Annotated in this window: 16 protein-coding genes; 12 read left to right on the top strand and 4 right to left on the bottom strand. The window is 71.9% G+C overall.

Annotation, left to right across the window (positions count from 1 at the left end):
* Positions 1-190: 190 nt before the first annotated feature.
* The 4 genes from ABT130_RS33640 to ABT130_RS33625 are packed head-to-tail and all read left to right on the top strand — an operon-like array spanning position 191 to position 6,502.
* Entirely contained in the window at positions 191-1,831 is a 1,641-nt protein-coding gene (locus ABT130_RS33640) for a protein kinase domain-containing protein (protein ID WP_350962352.1), read from the top strand.
* Positions 1,828-3,561 carry a serine/threonine-protein kinase gene (locus ABT130_RS33635; RefSeq protein ID WP_350962350.1) on the top strand — a complete coding sequence of 578 codons (1,734 nt, stop codon included), beginning with the start codon at positions 1,828-1,830 and terminating at the stop codon, positions 3,559-3,561. Before ABT130_RS33640 ends, ABT130_RS33635 begins: the two co-directional genes overlap by 4 nt.
* Positions 3,554-5,107 carry a serine/threonine-protein kinase gene (locus ABT130_RS33630; RefSeq protein ID WP_350962347.1) on the top strand — a complete coding sequence of 518 codons (1,554 nt, stop codon included), beginning with the start codon at positions 3,554-3,556 and terminating at the stop codon, positions 5,105-5,107. The genes ABT130_RS33635 and ABT130_RS33630 overlap by 8 nt, the downstream gene beginning before the upstream one ends.
* Positions 5,108-5,134: 27 nt before the next feature.
* Positions 5,135-6,502, top strand: a complete 1,368-nt coding sequence (locus tag ABT130_RS33625; RefSeq protein WP_350962344.1) for a protein kinase family protein — start codon at positions 5,135-5,137, stop codon at positions 6,500-6,502.
* 15 nt (positions 6,503-6,517) lie between these two features.
* Here ABT130_RS33625 and ABT130_RS33620 read toward each other — a convergent pair whose 3' ends face one another.
* Complete coding sequence (locus ABT130_RS33620) at positions 6,518-7,438, bottom strand: winged helix-turn-helix transcriptional regulator (RefSeq protein ID WP_350928138.1); 921 nt, start codon at positions 7,436-7,438, stop codon at positions 6,518-6,520.
* Positions 7,439-7,755: 317 nt separating this feature from the next.
* Here ABT130_RS33620 and ABT130_RS33615 point away from each other — a divergent pair, with 317 nt between their 5' ends.
* Positions 7,756-7,947, top strand: a complete 192-nt coding sequence (locus tag ABT130_RS33615; RefSeq protein ID WP_326636344.1) for a tail-anchor membrane protein — start codon at positions 7,756-7,758, stop codon at positions 7,945-7,947.
* 97 nt (positions 7,948-8,044) lie between these two features.
* Here the strand turns inward: ABT130_RS33615 and ABT130_RS33610 are convergent, their stop codons facing one another.
* Positions 8,045-8,356, bottom strand: coding sequence for a DUF3817 domain-containing protein (locus ABT130_RS33610; RefSeq protein WP_350928141.1), 312 nt, complete (start codon positions 8,354-8,356; stop codon positions 8,045-8,047).
* Positions 8,357-8,385: 29 nt separating this feature from the next.
* The gene (locus ABT130_RS33605) at positions 8,386-9,177 is read right to left on the bottom strand and encodes an SURF1 family protein (RefSeq protein WP_350962342.1); all 792 of its coding nucleotides are present in this window, start codon (positions 9,175-9,177) and stop codon (positions 8,386-8,388) included.
* A gap of 132 nt (positions 9,178-9,309) precedes the next feature.
* On the opposite strand from ABT130_RS33605, the gene ABT130_RS33600 reads away from it, so the two are divergent.
* Entirely contained in the window at positions 9,310-9,486 is a 177-nt protein-coding gene (locus tag ABT130_RS33600; RefSeq protein WP_169750083.1) for a hypothetical protein, read from the top strand.
* A 256-nt stretch (positions 9,487-9,742) separates the two neighbouring features.
* On the top strand, positions 9,743-11,200 hold the full coding sequence (locus ABT130_RS33595; protein WP_350962339.1) for a flavin-containing monooxygenase: 1,458 nt from the start codon (positions 9,743-9,745) through the stop codon (positions 11,198-11,200).
* Between the two features lie 127 nt (positions 11,201-11,327).
* Here ABT130_RS33595 and ABT130_RS33590 read toward each other — a convergent pair whose 3' ends face one another.
* Positions 11,328-13,136 (bottom strand): gamma-glutamyltransferase family protein, encoded by a 1,809-nt coding sequence (locus ABT130_RS33590; RefSeq protein ID WP_350962336.1) that lies wholly within the window; start codon positions 13,134-13,136, stop codon positions 11,328-11,330.
* 131 nt (positions 13,137-13,267) lie between these two features.
* Here ABT130_RS33590 and ABT130_RS33585 point away from each other — a divergent pair, with 131 nt between their 5' ends.
* From ABT130_RS33585 to ABT130_RS33565, 5 genes are all read left to right on the top strand, one after another.
* The gene (locus tag ABT130_RS33585) at positions 13,268-14,395 is read left to right on the top strand and encodes a sensor histidine kinase (protein ID WP_350962333.1); all 1,128 of its coding nucleotides are present in this window, start codon (positions 13,268-13,270) and stop codon (positions 14,393-14,395) included.
* Positions 14,392-15,039 (top strand): response regulator transcription factor, encoded by a 648-nt coding sequence (locus ABT130_RS33580; protein ID WP_350962331.1) that lies wholly within the window; start codon positions 14,392-14,394, stop codon positions 15,037-15,039. The genes ABT130_RS33585 and ABT130_RS33580 overlap by 4 nt, the downstream gene beginning before the upstream one ends.
* Positions 15,040-15,132: 93 nt before the next feature.
* Positions 15,133-15,756, top strand: coding sequence for a Uma2 family endonuclease (locus ABT130_RS33575; RefSeq protein ID WP_350962329.1), 624 nt, complete (start codon positions 15,133-15,135; stop codon positions 15,754-15,756).
* Between the two features lie 197 nt (positions 15,757-15,953).
* Positions 15,954-17,009, top strand: a complete 1,056-nt coding sequence (locus ABT130_RS33570; protein WP_350962326.1) for an urease accessory protein UreH domain-containing protein — start codon at positions 15,954-15,956, stop codon at positions 17,007-17,009.
* Positions 17,010-17,108: 99 nt separating this feature from the next.
* On the top strand, positions 17,109-18,521 hold the full coding sequence (locus tag ABT130_RS33565; RefSeq protein WP_350962324.1) for a tetratricopeptide repeat protein: 1,413 nt from the start codon (positions 17,109-17,111) through the stop codon (positions 18,519-18,521).
* Positions 18,522-18,573 lie beyond the last annotated feature (52 nt).

Below are 18,573 nucleotides of genomic sequence, written 5' to 3'. Positions count from 1 at the left end.
AGGCCGCCGGCGGCACGCTCGCTCGATTGAAATGTGCGGGCGCCCGGTCCCGGCTCCATCGCGTTGTGAGGATGCCCATGACACCGCGTAAGCGGACACCAGGGCTCAATGCGGCAGGCGGAATCCCTTTTCATTGGTTCATGTGCCGCTAAGTGACTATGTTGCTGTCCGCGATGGGATAGCGAACGGGGTGAGCAGGATCGACACTCAAGTGCTGGCGGACCGCTATCGGCTGCTCAACCCTCTCTCCGAGGGCGGGGCGGGCACGGTCTGGCTCGCCGCCGACGAGATGCTCGGCCGTGACGTGGCGGTGAAGGAGGTGCGGCTCCCGCCCGACCTCGATCCCGCCAGGCGGCAGGAGGTCCTCGCCTCGGCGCTTCGCGAGGCCAACCTCGCCGCCCGGCTCAAGCATCCCTCGATCGTGACCGTCCACGACGTGGTCATCGACCAGGAACGCCCCTGGCTCGTCATGGAGTTGCTGTCGGGCGCGTCCCTGGAGCAGACGGTCCGCGACCGGAGCCCGCTGCCGGTGCACCAGGTGGCCAGGATCGGTGTGGGCATCCTCAGCGCGCTCGGCGCCGCCCACGCCGCCGGGGTGGTTCACCGCGACGTGAAACCGGGCAACGTCTTCCTCACCAGGACCGGCAAGGCGGTCCTCACCGACTTCGGCATCGCGGTCGTCGACGGCGAGGTCACCTCGGGCCGGACCGGCCACCTGATCGGCTCGCCCAACTACATCGCGCCGGAACAGCTGCGCGGCGAGCGCGGCGGCCCCGCCTCCGACCTGTGGTCCCTCGGCGCCACGCTCTACTTCGCCGTCGAGGGGATACCGCCGCACCCGGCGGAGACCCCCATCGCGGCGATCGGCCGGGTGCTCACCGAGCCGCCCAGGCCGCCGGAGCGCGCGGGCGGGCTGGGCCCGCTGCTGATGCTCATGCTCGACCCGGCTCCCGAGGCCCGGCCGTCGTTCGACGCCGTCGCCCGCTCTCTGGCGGAGCTGGCCACCGGCCATACGCCCGCCGGAGCCGCCGGGGTCGGCGGGGTCGGCGGCACCGCCGGGGTCGCCGGGATTCCAGCCGCCGCACCGCACCTCTCTCTGCCGCCCGCCATCCCTGCCGTCACCGACCCCGTTCCCGCCCCGGTACGGCCACCCGAGCCGGGCCGGGGGCGTGCGATGCGATGGGCCGCCGTCGAGATGGCCGGGATCGCGGCGGTCATCGGGGTCACCTTCGGGGTGACGTTCCTGCTGACCTCGGACCCGACGTCCGCCGAGAGGGTGGTCAGGCTCAGCGAGAATCCCGGCGCCTTCAGCACCCCCGTGGACGTGTGCGAGCTCATCCCCGGTACCAGGGCCAGGCAACTGCTGCCCGCGCTGGCGGGCGAGGGCAAGCCCACCAACGACGGGGGCTGCCAGTGGGCGGCCAGGGGCATGGGACTGGAAGTGCGTCTCCCCGGTACCAACAAACAGTGGGGCAGGAGCCCCCGGCAGGCCCACGAGCTGTTCGTGAACCAGCGCCAGGGCGCCATACCGAGCGGGGAGAGCGCCTGGAGCTGGCCGGAGATCCAGGCCGGTGTCCGCTCCGCCCGTTCCACGGCGCCGACGGCCGTGGCCCCCGTCGGGGATGAGTCGTTCGGCTACGACGTCTACGAGAACCGCATGACAGGCAGGCTGGAGCAGAGCTACGTGATCATCCGCGTGGACAGCCTCGTGCTGGAGGTCGGTTACACCGTGGTGGACGGCAGCAAGGACGGCCCGGCGATCCAGGCGGGCGCCCACACAGCCGCGACGTGGGTCGCGAACGCGTTGAACAACCAGAAAGCGGGCGAATGAACCATCCAGACGTCCCCCTGTCGCAGGGCAGGCACGCGGGCGGGCACACCGCTCCCGCGCCGGGGCCGGGGATCGCCGGAGCCGGGGTCCCGCTCATGCTTGAGCAGAACTCGCTGGAGCAGGTGATCACCCGGTTCGGGCCGATGCCCCCGCAGCGGGCCGCGATGGTCGGCGTGGCCGTGCTGGACCAGCTCGTAGTGATGCACAGGCAGGGCATGCTGCACGGGGATGTGCGGCCGAGCTCGGTGCTGCTCGGCCCGTACGAGCAGATCATCCTCGCCCCGCCTTCCCTGCCGTCCTCGCTCTTCACCTCTCCCGAGGGCGTGACCAGCCCCGCCGCCGACCTGTGGTCGCTCGGCGCGACCCTCTACACCGCCGTCGAGGGCCGCCCGCCGTCGCCGGGCGGCTCCCTGGACAACGCGGGCCCGATCGCGCCCGTGCTCTTCCGGCTGCTCGCGGGCGATCCCGCCCAGCGGCCCGACCCGGACACCCTGCGCAAGATCCTGCTCGACGTCTCCCAGCACCGTCCAGAACCTCCCGCCTCACCACCCCTCGGAGGTGCGCCCTCCCAGGTCTCCGGCCCCGCGGGCCCCGCGGTCTCCGTCCCCGCCGCCCCAGGGGCACCGGCGGCCTTCGGGCAGGCGCCTCTCCCGGCCGCCGGGGTACCGGCCTCCCAACCGCCGGGCGACCTCGGAGTACCCTCCACAGGGCAGGAGGGCGGGACCGTTCCGGTCACCGAGGCGGAGGTGACCACGCCCTTGAGGAAGAACCCGGCCGAGCAGACATCCGCCGTCACCGCCGGACTCCCCCTCCAGGACATCCCGGCCCCCCAGCAGGCCGCGCCCCCTTCTCCGGACACGCCGACCGCCTGGCAGGGCCCGATCCCTCCCCTGGACACACCGGCCGCCTGGCAGGGCCTGCCCCAGGGCCCGTCCCACCCCGGCGCGCCCTTCCAGCACGGCGCCCCGCCATCCCCCTCACTCCCCCCGGACGCCCCCACCTCACGCGAGCCGGCCTCCGTCCCCGGCGCGGCGAGAGAGACGGCGGACGAGCCCACCGAGCGTTCCACCCGGGCGACGGGGATACTCGTGCCCCGGCCGGTCGTGGCGCTGACCGGGGTGCTGCTCTTCGGCATGGCGGTCAGCATCGGCATCCTGCTCACCTCGGTGCTCGCCAACGCCGACGACGACGTCTCCGCCGAACCCTCCGGGGCCAAGGGGCGCTTCGCCGCGGCGCCCCGGGCCTGCGGCCTGCTCGACGACAAGCAGGTGAACCAGCTGGTGCCGGGCTTCAACAGCTCGGAGGTCGAACACTCGGCGTGCGACTGGCTCAACCGGCACGACTGGCGCAAGCCCAACGTGGAGAAGTACGACCTGCGGGTCCGGCTGATCGCCCAGAAGCAGAACGGGTCGGAGGTCGCGAGAGCGAAGGAGTACCTGGCCGGCAAGAAGAAGGACATCCTCGACAAGGGCCAGTTCGCCACCCCCAAGCCGCTCCCGCCCAAGGACCTGCGGGGGATCGGCGAGGAGGCGTTCACCTCCAGCGGCTACAACCCCATCACCCTGTACGGCGGCTCCTACAAGACGACGGTGGTCTTCCGGATCAGCAACCTGATCGCCGAGGTCGAGTACGAGCGGGGCGGCGTCAAGGAGGACCCGGACGGCAAGATCGCCGAAGGCGCGTTGCAGGCGGCACGCTGGCTCACCGAGTCCCTGAAGACCGATGGCTGACCCGGCGGCCGGCCCGCTGCCCGTGCTGGCGGGCCGCTACCGGGCGCTCGCACGGCTCGGCGCGGGCGGGATGGGCGTGGTGTGGCGGGCCCGTGACGAGCTCCTCCACCGCGAGGTGGCGATCAAGGAGGTCACGCTCGCCCCGCACCTGCCCCAGGAGCACCGTGACGAGATGCGGGAGCGCACCATGCGCGAGGCCCGCGCCGCCGCCAGGCTCGGGCACCCGTCCATCGTGGCCGTCCACGACGTCATCGCCCAGGACGGCCGCCCGTGGATCGTGATGGACCTGGTCAGGGGCCGTTCGCTGGACGACGCGATCCGCGCCGACGGACCGCTGCCGCCGCACCGGGTGGCCGTGATCGGCCTGGCCGTGCTGGACGCGCTGGCACTCGCGCACAGCCGGGGCATCATGCACCGCGACGTCAAACCGGCCAACATCATGCTCGCCCAGGACGGCGGGGTGCTGCTGACCGACTTCGGCATCGCCGCGGTGGAGGGCGACGCCCAGCTCACCTCACCGGACGCGCTGGTCGGCTCCCCCGGCTACATCGCCCCCGAGCGGCTGCGCGGTACCGGCGACGGCCCGTCCGCCGACCTGTGGTCCCTGGGCGCGACCCTGTACGCGGCGGTCGAGGGCCAGGGGCCCTTCCGGCGCGACACACCGGTCGCCACCATCGGTGCGGTGCTCACCCAGGAGACCCCTCTTCCTTCCCGGGCCGGGCAACTGGCTCCCGTACTCCTGGCCATGCTGGCCAAGGATCCCCGGCAGCGCCCGGGAGAGTCGGGGCTGCGCGCCGCGCTGCGGCAGGTCGCCCAGGGACTGCCGGCGGGACCGCTCTCCCCGGCGACCGGACCGCAGGTTCCGCCGCCCCAGGCCGCGGCACCCCAGGCCACGGCTCCGGCACCGGCCAGACCGCGCCGTACCGGCCTGATCGTCGGAGCCTCGCTGGCCGTGGTCGCGGCGGCGGTGGCCGGTACGGTGCTGCTGACCATGGGCGGGCCGGAGACCCCCGAGACACCGTCGCGGGCGGCGAACGCCGGGCGGTTCGCCACCGCCCCCGACCCGTGCACGCTGCTGACCGGACCCCAGGTCGAGGTCGCGGTGCCGAGCGCGTCGCCGCTGTCCATGAAGGCCAAACAGAACAGTGAGCCCTCCTGCAGCTGGGACGACCTGCTGGGCGCCGCCCGTCCCGACCGCAGGCTGCGGGTCGCGGTCGGTCACAAGGCTCCCACCCCCGGCAAGAGCGGCCCCGACACCGCCCACGTGTTCTTCGTCGCCGAACGCACCTCGATCGTCGCCGACCAGGGCAACGGCCTCCTGGGTTCCACCGGCCCGCTCAGGAACATCGGCCGGGTCGGGGCGGAGGCGTTCTCCTACGACGTGGTCGCCCTGGACCGGATCCACTCCGTGATCCGGTTCCGGGTGAGCAACCTGCTGGTCGAGGTCAACCTGTCGGAGGCGGGAAAGCGTGCCGGAACCGCGCTGCGGCAGGATGCCCTGAAGATCGCGCGCCAGGTCTCCGAGGAGCTGAACAGCCGTGACTGAGAAACGCGCCGCGACGGGAGGGTTCGCGTGACCGATCCCAGCCTCCTGGCCGGGCGCTACCGTCTGCTGGAGCGCCGCGACCGCGCGGGCACGAGCTGGCGCTCGCGCGACGAACTGCTCCGCCGCGACGTCACGATCTCCGAGGTGCCGCTGCCGCCGCCCGGACCGTCCCGCGACCGCCTCCTCGACCAGATCCGCGCGGCCGCGGGCCTGCGGCACCCCGGCGTCACCGCCCTGCACGACGTGATCTCGGGTCCCGACCGACTGTGGCTGATCATGGAGTCGGTCGAGGGGCGCTCGCTGCTCCAGTCCGTCCGGGCGGACGGCCCGCTCCCCGCCGAGCGGGCGGCCGAGATCGGGCTCCGCGTGCTGGACGCGCTGGCCGCCGCCCGCGAGCTGGGCGTCCACCTGGCCGCCGCTCCCGACAGCGTGCTGCTCGCCACCGACGGGCGGGTGGTGCTGACCGGCGTCGCCGCCCTCGGGCCCGCCGACGAGCTGCGCGACCTGGGTGCCACCCTGTTCACCGCCGTCGAGGGCCAGGCTCCGCACACCGGTTCCCGTCCGGCTCCGCTGACGGCGGACGGTACGCCGCTGGCCGAGCCCGGCAGCGGCTCGACGGCCTCCGGCCCGCTGGCCCCGCTGGTCGAGGAGCTGCTCGCCGCCGGGCCCGGCCACCGGCCCGACGCCACCTCGGTACGGCTGACCCTGGAGCGGGTCGCCCCCCGGCCCGCCCACGGCGGACACGGGGAGCCCGGAGCCCGCAGCGGCCCCCGCAGGACGCCTGTCCTCGCCGCCGCTGCCGCCGCCCTCGCCGTACTCCTCCTGGGCGCCGCCTACTGGTTCTGGCCCCGCGCCACCGAGTCCACTGCGGGGTCCACGGCGGGGGCCACGCCGGTCGCGCTGCCCACCGCCTTCGCGCGCACGCCCGACCCCTGCGCGCTCATCTCCACCAAGCAGGCGGACGACCTGGCACTGGACACCACTCCCACAAGGAAGGGCAACGAGTGCGAGTGGAAGACCAATGACTCCGGGCAGCCTCCGAACCTGCGGTACACCCTGTGGATCTCCGCCTTCGGCTTCACCTCCGACAAGGCGGCCCAGCGTAACCACGCGAGGTTCCTCAAGGAGACCCGAGAACGGACCAGGACGGATGCGGGAGCCACCCTCATCCACGTCAAACCGGTGGAGGCACTGGCCGGGGTCGGCTCCGAGGCCTACCGCAACGAGGTCACCAACCGGCTGACCTACAGCAGCTCCGTGGGCTTCCGCGCGGCCAACCTCGTGATCATCGTCCAGTACCAGCGCGGCGTCCCCGAAGACGCCAACGGCACCACCGGCGAGGGAGCGCTGAAAGCCACCCGGTGGATCCTCGAAAGGCTCAGCCGCGAGAGCTGAGCCCCGGTCCGGACCTCAGCCGGGCAGCAGGAAGCGGACCTCGCGGCGTTCGAGTGGCCGGCCGCAGGCTCTGCACAGCAGTACCGGCCGGAAGGCCGCGCCGCAGCGCAGGTGGGTGATGGACAGGGCCGAATCCTCGGAGGCGGGGAGCTCGCGCTGGGCCCAGTCGACCAGGAGGGCGAAGACCTCGAAGAAGGCCAGCCCCCGGTCGGTGAGACGGTAGGAGCCGTCGGGCCGGGGCTCGAAGACCCCCAGCTCGACGAAGCGGCGCAGCCGGTCGGTGAGCACCGAGGGCGCGATGCCGAGGCCGGACTGGAAGTCGACGAAGCGGCGGGTGCCGAGGAACGCCCCGGCCAGCACGCTGGTGCTCCACCGGTCGCCGAGGATCTCCATCGACGCCGGGCAGTAGCCGATCAGGTCGGCCGGGGTTCCGGAGCGGACCGTACGGCGGTGCCGCCGAGGCGGGCCGATCCGGGAGAAGGCGGCCTGCGGCCCCGGCTCGGTCCTGGTGTCGCGGGCGCTCATCGGCTCCAGGCAGACCCCGCACCCGAGGCGGGGCTCGGCGTCCTGACCGCACAGCTCGTGCAGCAGCGGGGGAAAGCGCCCCGGGGAGACCCAGTCGCGCTCCCACGCCTGGATGGCCACCAGCAGTGCCCACAGCCGGAGTCCGCGCTCCGTCAGCCGGTACTCGTAGCGGGTGCGGCCGTCGCGGTACGCCGACAGCTCGAAGATGCCGTGGTCGACCAGTTCCCTGAGCCTGGCCGCGAGGACCGACTCGGAGATGCCCAGCGCGTCGCGCCAGCCCGCGAAGGTCCGGATCCGCAGCAGGAACGCCCGCTGCAGGATCAGCAGCACCCACCGGTCTCCCAGGATCGCCAGCGCCTGCCCGATCGCACCGAGTTCGGCTCGCACCGGCTCCCGCTCAGCGCCGTCCACAACGTGTCCTCCAGATGGTCGCGTGGTCGTTCCCGGTAAACATGATCGTTCCGGCCCCCGGCGAAACCGCCGAACCACCAATCCACCACTACCCGGACAGGCCGCCGCGATCCCCGGCGGGACCGCGGTCCCGGAACTCGCCGGGGCGTCCAGAGCAGGCGAGGCGGCTCCGGCATGGCGGCGCTCAGGGCACTGGCGGAGCGGCGGGAATCACGATATATCTCGGTTGGAACCGTGCGGCGGATCCACACGTTGGACTGGCGACGCACAATGAAATACAGACGGGGCATCCGCCCCGCGTTCGGAGGATGTTGAGGATGTCGCCAATCCAGAAGTACGCGATCGGCGCCGGAGCAGTGGTGTTCCTGTCGTGGCTGTTCCTGCCAGGTTTCCTGACGCTGCTGATCCTCCTGGGCGTCGTCGCCGCCCCGGTCGTCGGCTACCTGATGCTCGACCCGTCCCAGCGCGAACGGCTCAAGCGCGCCCGACGCCGCGGTCTCGGCCGCTGACGCGAAGACCGTCCCGCCCGTCGAGGCCCGGCCTCGCGAGCCCACGTTCCGGGGTCGCGACAGCCGGGCCTGCGGGGACCGTGAGGGGCCCGGCCGGTCAGGCGGTGGCGGTCACCAGCTCCGATTCCACCCGGCGGGTGACCTTGCGCTCGAACACGAACGAGAGCAGCGGCACGGTGCCGGCGAGCATCACCCCGAGAATGTACGGCCACGTCCAGCGCGCCTTCATGCCCAGGTTCATCGCGGCCACGAGATAGAGCATGTAGAGGAAGCCGTGGATCGGGGAGACGATCTTCGAGGGCTCCTCGATGCCGAAGCCGTACCTGAGCACGATGCAGGTGACCAGGACGAGCAGCATCACGCCGACGATGTACGCCAGGATGCGAAAGGGCTTGAGAGCGGATTCCACGGTCGGTTACCTCGGTCTTGGGGTTCGGTTCACGGGACGGTGCGAGCGGGCAGAGCGGGGGTTTCCGGAGCGGCGTCGGGAGCGGGGTCGGGGGTGTCCTCCCGCGCGCGGCCGCGCAGCGCGTCGCGTACGAAGTGCCACCACATGAAGACCGCGAACAGTCCGAAGATCCACCACTGGGCGGCATAGGCGAGGTTGCGCCAGGTGAGCACCCCGGACTGGGTCGGCGGGGGGACATTCACCGGCTTGGCCGCGACCGCGGGAGCCGGTGACTGCTCGGCGGCCACCACGAACCCGTTACGCAGTTTCGTGTCCCGCCAGAGGTTGATCAGTTCGGCCGACGACACGGTCAGCACCTGCCCCTGCGGCAGCTGCCGGGTCCGGCGCTGGACGCTGTCGGTGGCCTCCGAGGGCTGCAGCCGCCCGCTGACGGTCACCCTGCCCTCGGGCACGGCCGCCACGGCGGGATCCTGCGCCGTGGCCACCCAGCCACGCACGACGGGAACGAAGGTTCCGTCGCCGAGATCGAGCGCCGTGAGCAGCCACAGGCCCCCGTCGCGTTCGGCCACCAGCAGCTGCTTCGAGGCGTCGTAGGTGCCTTCCGCGGTCACCCTGCGGCTGACCGCGTCGGCCGTCATGTGCTCTCCGGGTGCGGTGAGGGTGGCGACCGCCACGGGGGCGGGGTCGACCGACGCCCGGGGCCCACCGGACTCCTCGAAGACGCCGAGCTGCCACCTGCCCAGCAGCCCGCACACGACGAGGGCTCCGATCGCGAGCAGGTGGAGCACCACCACGCGGGCGGAGAACAGGATGCGGAGCATGACACCACGCTATCCGCCCCGGTAGGCGGTCCGGTCCTCAGCACCCGCCTCGGCCCGGCGCGAGAACGCGCCTCCCGTGAAAGTGGACAAATCAGTGTTGGGGAGGCATCCGATGTCGCTAAAGTCATCCCCATGTCTGATCCTCAGCAGATTGACCCCGCGGGCAACACCCAGGCGTTCCGCGCGTTCGCCCAGCGCAAGGACCCGGAGGCCGCCCCCGAGAAGCGGTCGCTCGCCCTGCCGATCACGGCGGCCGTGGTGGTCGCGGTGCTGGTCATCGTCGTTGTGGCCGCATACCTGCTGCTCTAACAACCGAACAGTCCGGAGCGCCGACGGCACCGCCCTCGGCGCTTTTCGCGTTCCCTGACGACGGGAACGTGCCGACCGGTCGGTGTGAGGAGGCTCACCGCGCCACGCGTATGGACGGCGCGACCACCGCTCTCTAAATTAGACATGGAATCTAATAGTAACGAGCACGGAACGCTCTCATCGCCGCAGCCGGAACCGGCGGAGAGCCCGCGCCGCCCGAGAGGTCGCCGACGGCAGAGGTCAGCAAGGAGATCGCATGAGCACGCATCCTGGGATCACGATCATTGGCACCGGCTTCGCCGGACTGGGCATGGCGATCAAGCTCAAGGAAGCCGGATACCACGATTTCGTCATCCTGGAGAAGGCCGGCGACCTGGGCGGGACCTGGCGGGACAACACCTACCCCGGCTGTGCCTGCGACGTCCCCTCGCACATGTACTCCTTCTCGTACGAGCTCAACCCCGGCTGGTCGCGGATGTTCGCGCCCCAGGCCGAGATCTGGGACTACCTGCGCGCCTGCGTCGACAAGTACGGCCTGGCGGAGCACCTGCGGTTCGGCAAGGAGGTCGTCGGGCTGGAGTACGACGACACGACCCGCGACTGGCGGGTGAGCGTCGCCGGAGAGGAGCCGTTCACCACCAACGCCGTGATCTCGGGCATCGGCGCGCTGCACGTGCCCTCGCTGCCCGCGATCCCCGGCCGCGAGAGCTTCGCGGGCCCCTCCTTCCACTCGGCGGAGTGGGACCACTCGGTGGACCTGACCGGCAAGCGGGTCGCGGTCATCGGCACCGGCGCCTCGGCCGTCCAGTTCGTCCCCCAGATCGCCGGGAAGGTCTCCCGCCTCCACCTCTTCCAGCGCACGCCTCCCTGGATCCACCCCAAGCCCGACTTCCCCTTCTCCTCCCGGGCGAAGCGGATCCTCGGCCTGCCCGGCGCCGCCAGGGCGCTGCGCAACTCGATCTACTGGGCGCTGGAGACCCGCGCGCTGGGCTTCACCGTCGACCCGCGGCTGATGAAGGTCCACCAGAGGATGGCCCTGAGCCACCTCGCCAAGCAGGTCCCCGACCCGGCGCTGCGCGCCAGGCTCACCCCGGACTACACGATCGGCTGCAAGCGCATCCTGATCTCCAACGACTACTACCCGGCACTGGGCAGGGAGAACGTCGAGCTGATCACCGAAGGGGTACGGGAGATCAGGGAGAACTCGATCATCGACTCCACCGGCAGGGAGATCGAGGTCGACGTGATCGTCTACGGCACCGGCTTCAAGGTCGTCGAGGCGCTGGACGAGCAGCGGATCATCGGCAGGAACGGCAGGAAGATCCAGGAGGCCTGGCAGGACGGCGTGGAGGCCTACTACGGCATCACCACCGCCGGGTTCCCGAACCTGTTCTTCCTGCTCGGCCCCAACACCGGCCTGGGGCACAACTCGGTCGTCTTCATGATCGAATCCCAGGTCCGGTACGTTCTCGACTGCCTGCGCCTGCTGTCGAGGACGAAGGCCAGGGCCATCGACGTACGCCCCGAGGCACAGCGCGACTACAACGACCGCCTTCAGGGGCGCCTGAACCACCTGGTCTGGAACGAGGGCGGCTGCCGGAGCTGGTATCTCGACGAGCACGGCGTCAACAGGACGATCTGGCCGGGCTTCACCTTCGAGTACTGGGCACGCACCCGGAGGCTGAGGCCGGAGGCCTACGAACTGATCCGCTGAGGGGGTCGCCTCCCACCGGCCGGTGGCGGATCGGCCGCTTGGTCGCTCAATCGCCCGCTCGGTCACCGAAACCGGCGGCGCGGCCGAGACCGCGCCGCCGGACGTCCGTGCGTACCGCCGCGACCGGCTACCCGCGCTCGTTCACCACCAGCGCGCTGCCACCGCCGCGCCGGGTCGGTTCCGCCACCGCCTGGAGCCTCCCGTGCCGCAGGAACTCGACGGCCGTGGCTGCGCCGATCTCGGGGTTCAGCACGAGGCTGTGCCCCTGGCGTGTGAGCTCGGCGCCGTAGCGATCGATGAACGCCTGCTCGGCCTGGGTCTGGGCGGTGTTGCGCTGCGTGGCCCGGGGGGCGGCGAGCGCCTCGGGCAGCGACATGCCGAAGTCCCAGCGGTTGACGAGGATCTGCAGCACCGTGGTGATGATCGTCGAGCCGCCGGGGGACCCCAGCGCGAGCAGCGGCCGGTCATCGTTCAGGACGATCGTCGGCGCCATCGAGGAGCGAGGGCGCTTGCCCGGCGCGGGCAGGTTCGGGTCGCCGGGGGCGGGGCCGAAGGTGAAGTCGGTCAGCTCGTTGTTGAGCAGGAAGCCCCTGCCGGGGACGACGATTCCGTTGCCACCGGTCGACTCGATGGTGATGTTGTAGGCGACCACGTTGCCCCACCGGTCCACGACCACCAGGTGCGTGGTCTCCGGCCCCTCCTTCGCCACCTCGGGGGCCGTCTCGCCGGCCGCCGTGGACGGCGCCGCCTGGCACGGCCCGTACATCCCGTCGGGATCGCCGGGCGCGGCCGGGTGCGGCATCGCCCGCTCGCCGATCAGGCAGGCGCGCTCCTTGGCGAACCCGTCGGAGAGCAGTTCCTTCAGCGGGACGCCGGGGATGTCCCCGACGTACTTGCCCCGGTCGGCGAAGGCGAGCCTGGACGCCTCCAGGTACTCGTGCTCGCCGACCTCGGGCAGGGCCTCAAGGATGTTGAGCGCCTCGCCGACCGTCGAGCCTCCCGAGGACGGCGGCGCCATGCCGTACACGTCCATGCCCTTGTACGTCACCTTCGTGGGCGGCCGTTCGAGCGCCCGGTACGCCTTCAGGTCGGACAGCTCCATCAGCCCCGGCCGCACGTTACGGGTGGATCCGGGGGTGACCGGCGGTTTCTTGACCGTGGCCACGACCTCGGCGCCGAGGGCACCGCCGTACAGCCACTCCCCGCCCAGCCTGCCGAGCCTGCGGTAGGTGTCGGCCAGCTCGGGGTTGCGGAAGGTGGAGCCGACCGGCGGCGGGGCGCCGCCCGGCAGGTAGAGCTTGGCCGTGGAGGTGAAGTCCTTGAAGCGGGCGGCGTTGGCGGCGGTCTGGTCGTAGAAGGTCTGGTCGACCTTGAACCCCTTGGTGGCGACGTCGATCGCGGGTTTCAGCGCCTGGCGCAGCGAGAGCGTGCCGAACCTGCGCAGCGCCAGCTCCCACTGGGCCACGCTGCCGGGCACTCCCGCCGAAAGTCCGCTGGTCACGGCGTCGTCGAACGGGATGCCCTCCAGGGAGGCCGGGCCCATCGCCTTCGGCGCGGTCTCCCGGCCGTCGATGGTGTGGACCTTCTTGCGGCGCGCGTCGTAGTAGACGATGAACCCTCCGCCGGCCAGTCCCGCCGAGTAGGGCTCGGTCACGCCCAGGGTGGCGGCCGCGGCGACCGCGGCGTCCATGGCGTTGCCGCCGTCGCGCAACACGCCCAGCGCGGCCTTGCTGGCGTCGAGGTCGACGGTCGAGACCGCGCCACCGGACCCCTCGGCGACGGGTTTCTTCTCCACCTGCGACACCGGTGGAGACACCGCGGAGGGGGACAGCACGGATGGGGACAGCGCGGGTGGAGACGCCAGCGCGGGCTGGACAAGCAGTAAGGAACTTCCCACCAAGATCCCCGCCAGGGGGGTGATGCGACGACTGATCATGATGACCTCCCGCAGACAGCTTGACTCAGCCGGTGACCCTTGTCAGCCCCTTCCCTCCCCCAAAGGGTGTAGTGCCACATACATCACTGAAGGGACGCAAACGCCGCGAAAGCGCACGTAAAGTGCTGAGCGTGCGTGCCAAATCCCGGTGGATCGACCTCCTCCTCCCGCTGTTCGTGGGGGCTCTCCAGGTCATGGGCACCCACAGCGTGCAGTGGTGGCAGGTCCACGACACCGGCATGCTCCGCGTCCCGCTCGATCCACCGGGATACGCGCTACTGCTGGCCGGGCCGCTGGCCCTGGCCGTCCGGCGCCGCCACCCGGCGCTCAGCGTGGCCGTCGCGGTGGGCTCGACCCTGCTCTTCATCGCCCTCGGCTACGCCTACGGCCCGGTCTTCCTCAGCCCGATCATCGCGTTCTACCTCGCCGTGGTCGGCGGCCACCGGCGGGTGGCCCTGCCGCTGTGGGGCCTGGCCTACGTGTTCTTCGTGGTCTACACGTCCTGGTTCGCCCCGGCGCTCTCTCCGGGGTGGTTCCACAACCTCGCGATGGCCGCGCTGATGGGCCTGGTACTGGCGGTGGCGGAGTTCTCCCGGGCCAGGAACGAGCGGCAGGCCGAGCACGAACGGGTGGAGCGGGAGGAGGTGCGGCGGCAGGCCAGCGAGGAGCGGCTGACCATGGCGCAGGAGTTGCACGACGTGCTCGCGCACAACATCTCCCTCATCCACGTCCAGGCCTCCACCGCGCTGCACCTCATCGAGGACCACCCCGAGCAGGCACGGACCGCGCTCACCACGATCAAACAGGCGTCCAAGGACGTGCTGACCGAGATGCGCTCGGTGCTCAACGTGCTCCGCGACGGCGCGCCCCGCTCCCCGACCGCCGGGCTGGACCGGCTCGACGAACTCATCGAGCGCAGCGGGCTGCGGGTCGTCAAGAACGTCACCGGCGAGGTCAGGCCGCTGCCTCCCGGGGTCGACCGGGCCGGTTACCGCATCGTTCAGGAGGCCCTGACCAACGTCACCAGGCACGCCCCGGGCGCCTCGGTCACGGTCGCCCTCGACTACGGCCCCCGCGCACTGACCCTTCGGGTCACCGACTCGGGCGGCAACGCCCCCGGAGAGAATCTCGGCAGCGGCAACGGCGTCCCCGGCATGCGGGAACGGGCCTCTGCCCTCGGGGGAACGCTGACCGCCGCACACCATGGAAGGGGCTTTCGCGTCGAGGCCCGGCTGCCGATCCCGGAGGAGTCCGAATGATCAAGATTGTCCTCGCCGACGACCAGGCCCTCGTCAGGGCGGGGTTCCGGGCCCTGCTGGACGCACAGCCGGGGATGACCGTGGTGGCCGAGGCCGGCGACGGGTCCCAGGCCCTGCGACTGGCCGCCGAGCACGAGCCGGACGTGGTCCTGATGGACATCCGCATGCCCGGTATGGACGGGCTGACCGCCACCAGGGAGATGCCTCCCGGGCCGAAGATCATCATCTTGACCACCTTCGAGCTCGACGAGTACGTCTTCGAGGCCCTCCGCAACGGCGCCAGCGGCTTCCTGGTCAAGGACACCGAACCGGCCGAGCTCATCCAGGCCGTCCGGGTGGTGGCCGGAGGCGACGCGCTGCTCTCCCCCAGCGTGACCCGCCGCCTGATCGCCGAGTACGCCAGCCGCGCCAAGGAACCGCACCGCAGCCGCGATCTCGACCTGCTCACCGACCGCGAGCGCGAGGTCCTCACCCTGGTCGGCACCGGGATGACCAACGACGAGATCGCCGGCAAGCTCTTCATGAGCCCCGCCACCGCCAAGACCCACGTCAGCCGGACCATTATGAAACTCCATGCCCGCGACCGCGCCCAGCTCGTCGTCATCGCCTACGAATCCGGCCTCGTCCGCCCCGGCTGGGTCTGACGGCTCAGATCCCGGTAAAGGCTCCCGCCCGCTCGACCCACTTGCGATACTCAACGTGTTCACCAGAACACGAAGGGACATATCTTCATGGTCATGACATCGCGACGGAGCCACGCCCACCTGCGCCCCTCCCCCGAGACCTCGTCCCAGCCCCTGCCAGGTACGGCGCGCGAGCTCTTCGACGCGCTCCCGCAGCTCCCCGGGCTGCGGACCGAGATCATCGACGGGAGACTGATAGTGAGCCCGATGGGCACCCCCGAACATGCCCGGATCGCAATGCGTTTGTACAGAGCCCTCCTTCCCCTCATCGAAGAGAAGGAGTGGGACGGCTTCAGCGGCAACGTAGACGTCTGCGTCGACGGACCACGCGACCCTATCGTTCCCGATTTCGTGCTGGCCCAGGTCGACTGCCCGCGCCGGGGAGCCCGCGAACTGCTCTCCTCCGGCCTGCTCATGGTGGCCGAGATCGTGTCGCCGGGAAGCGTCATCGACGACCGCGACCGCAAGCCCGACATCTACGCCTCCGGTGGCGTCCCGGTGATGCTCCTCATCGACCCCGTGGCCACCCCCGCCACCGTAACGGTCCTCAGCGACCCCAAGGAGGGGGCGTACCGGACCTCCACCCGGGTCGAGGTGGGCTCGCACCTGCACATCCCGGAACCGGTCGATTTCACCCTCGACACGTCGATCTTCGCGAACGCCCAGGGCGCAGTGTGACGGACGGCGTCGCGTCCCCGGCGGCAGGAAACGGGACGTCCGGTAAGGGCGACATAAGCGCTGGGTAAGGAAATGTCACTGTCGGTTGACCTCCGGCGGGATTAGGTTTACTCCGTGGGGATCTGGAGTGGTACCGGAGACATCCGCTGAGCGCGGGGGCGGCCACGCTGTTCGCCGGAGGGCTCGCCGCGGGGCTGGTGGCGGGCACCACCTCGTGCGCGGCCGTGCAGGGCGGCCTGCTCACCGGACTCTCCTCCGGCGGCCGATCGGCCTGCTCCGGCGGGCGCGGCGGGCTCGCCTCGGGGCCGTCGAACCCCGCGAAGCCGTCGAACCTGGCCGCCGTCGCGCTCTTCCTGGCCGGGCGCTTCGGCTCCCATGTGGCGGCCGGGGCACTGCTCGGACTGGCGGGGTCCGCCGTACAGCTGGGCCCCCAGCTCAGGGCCGCACTGCTCGTCGTGGCCGGGATCGCGGTCATGATCTTCGGAATCCGCACGTTCGGCCGCGAGCGGGACCACGGCCCCGAACCGGACGGGCACGGCTGCGGACACCCGCCGGAAAACGGCAAGCCGGACGGTGGCCACGGACCCGACGGGGCCGCGGACGGGCGCGCCTCCTGGCGCGGCGCCGTCTCCCGGATCACCGCTCCCGCGCCCAGGGCGGTGGCGCTGGGCGCGGCGACGGTCCTGCTGCCGTGCGGGGTGACGCTCAGCGTCGAGATGGTGGCGGTGTCCAGCGGGTCGGCGTCGGGCGGGGCCGCGGTGATGGCCGGGTTCGTGGCCGGGACGGCACCGGCGTTCGCACTGCTCGGACTCATCCTGCGGCGGGCCGCCGCCACCAGGCTGGCGGCGCTGGCGGGGGTCGTCGCGCTGGCGGCGGGCCTGTGGACCGTCTCCTCGGGGCTGCGCCTGGGAGGCTGGCTCCCCGGATCCGGCGGCCCGGCGCTGGCGGCGGGCCACCCCGCGCCGGCGACGGACGGCCCGGCGGGAACCGCCACGCGCACCGGCGACGTGCAGCGGATCGAGATCTGGGCCACCCGCGACGGCTACCGTCCCGGCGTGGTGACCGGCCGCGCGGGAGTGCCCACCGAACTCGTCTTCCACCTGGGGGGCGATCCCGGCTGCACCCGGACGCTCACCATCGACGGCCGCGACGTGGCGCTCCCCGCCACCGTGCGGCTCGGCGCACGGGACGCCGGTTCCCTGCGTTACAGCTGCTCGATGGGAATGTACGTGGGATTCGTCAAATTCGTCTGAGCCGGACGCGAGACGGAACTCCAGGATTACCCTCCGCGATCGAGCGATTACATGGCACCCTGTGATCTGTCGGCTGCGTGCCGTCGGCAAGGAGGGGACATGGGGTGGTGGCCTGACGACCCGGAGGCGAGCGCGGGGCTGATACCCACCCCCCGGAGCACTGAGCACGAGAACGACACGGACGGCGAGACGGAGCTGCTGCTCTCCGCGCACGGCGGTGACGTACAGGCCGCCCACCTGCTCGGCCGCCACTTCGCGCAGCGGGGCGACCGCTCGGCGGCGCGGCACTGGTGGGAACGCGCGGCGGCCGCGGGCAACCTCGACAGCGCCTACAACCTGGGCGTCTGGCACGAGAAGCACGGCACCCCCGCGGAGGCCGCGAGGTGGTACGAGCTGGCGGCCGACGCCGGCGACGTCGAGGCCGCGGTGAACCTGGCGACGCTCCTGCTCGACCAGCACGGCGACGCCCCGGCTGCCCGGCGGTGGTACGAGAGGGCGGCCAGGGCGGGCTCCCGTGCCGCGGCCAGGAGGCTCGCGCTGCTCTGCGAGGACGCCGGCGAGACGAAGTCAGCCGGGGAGTGGCACCGCAGGGCCGCGATGGACGGCGATCTGGCCTCGGCCCACGACCTGGGGTTCCTCGCCTACGCCTCCGGCGAGGACGACGAGACGCTGCGCTGGTGGGAGCTGGCCGCCCGGGGCGGTCACGCCGACGCGGCCTACCACCTCGGCCTTTTCTTGCAGGCCAACCGCGATCCGGAGGGGGCGGAGGCGTTCTACCGGCTGGCCGCCAGGAACGAGCACCCCGGAGCCGCGTCCCAGCTCGGCGGGATCGCGCTCTCCCTCGGCGACCTGCGCACCGCTCGCGCCTGGTTCGAGCGGGCCGCCTGCACCGGCAGGATCGACGACCAGCGGACCGCGGGGTTCGTGTGCGTGGAGATGAGCGACGCGCGGGGGGCCAGCCACTGGTTCAGCCGGGCCGCGGCGGGTGGCGATCCGGAGGCCGCTTTCAATTTCGGCCTGCTGCTCATCGCCGAGCACAGTGACCTGCGGGGCGGGCAGCACTGGTTCCGTCAGGCGGCACAGGCCGGGCATCACAGGGCCGCGGTCGAGCTGGCCGCGCTGCTGTCGGCCGCGGGGTTCTCCCGTGAGGCGGAGCGGTGGCTCACCGATCCGCCGTCCCCGCTCTGGGATCGGAGCACCGAGCCCGAGCTCGTCGCCCGCGCCGAGCTGGCCGCGGCCGCCGTGGTCCGGCGGGGCGGCACCCCGCTGAGGATCGGCGACCTGACCGAGCTCCTCGGCACCTGGGATCTCATCACCCGGCCACTGCGCGACCACACGGACGTCACGGCCTGGCTGACCGAGCGGAGCGGGCTGCCGCCGGACGCGATCGAGCACCTGGCCGCCATCCGGGCCGCGCTGCTCCGCCCCGGCGGTGCTCCCTGGCCGGCCCCGGCGGAGGTCGAGCAGGCCCTGGTCACCGCCCGTGCCCTGCGCTCCGGCTGGTCCCCATGACCGATACGGCGACCGATACGGCGCGGCCCGCGTCCCACCCGGGTGGGACGCG

It is taken from the genome of Streptosporangium sp. NPDC001681 (assembly GCF_040298085.1).
Lineage (GTDB): Bacteria > Actinomycetota > Actinomycetes > Streptosporangiales > Streptosporangiaceae > Streptosporangium.
The sequence above is the reverse complement of the archived record's forward strand: the minus strand, read 5'-3'. Positions and strand labels throughout refer to the sequence as shown.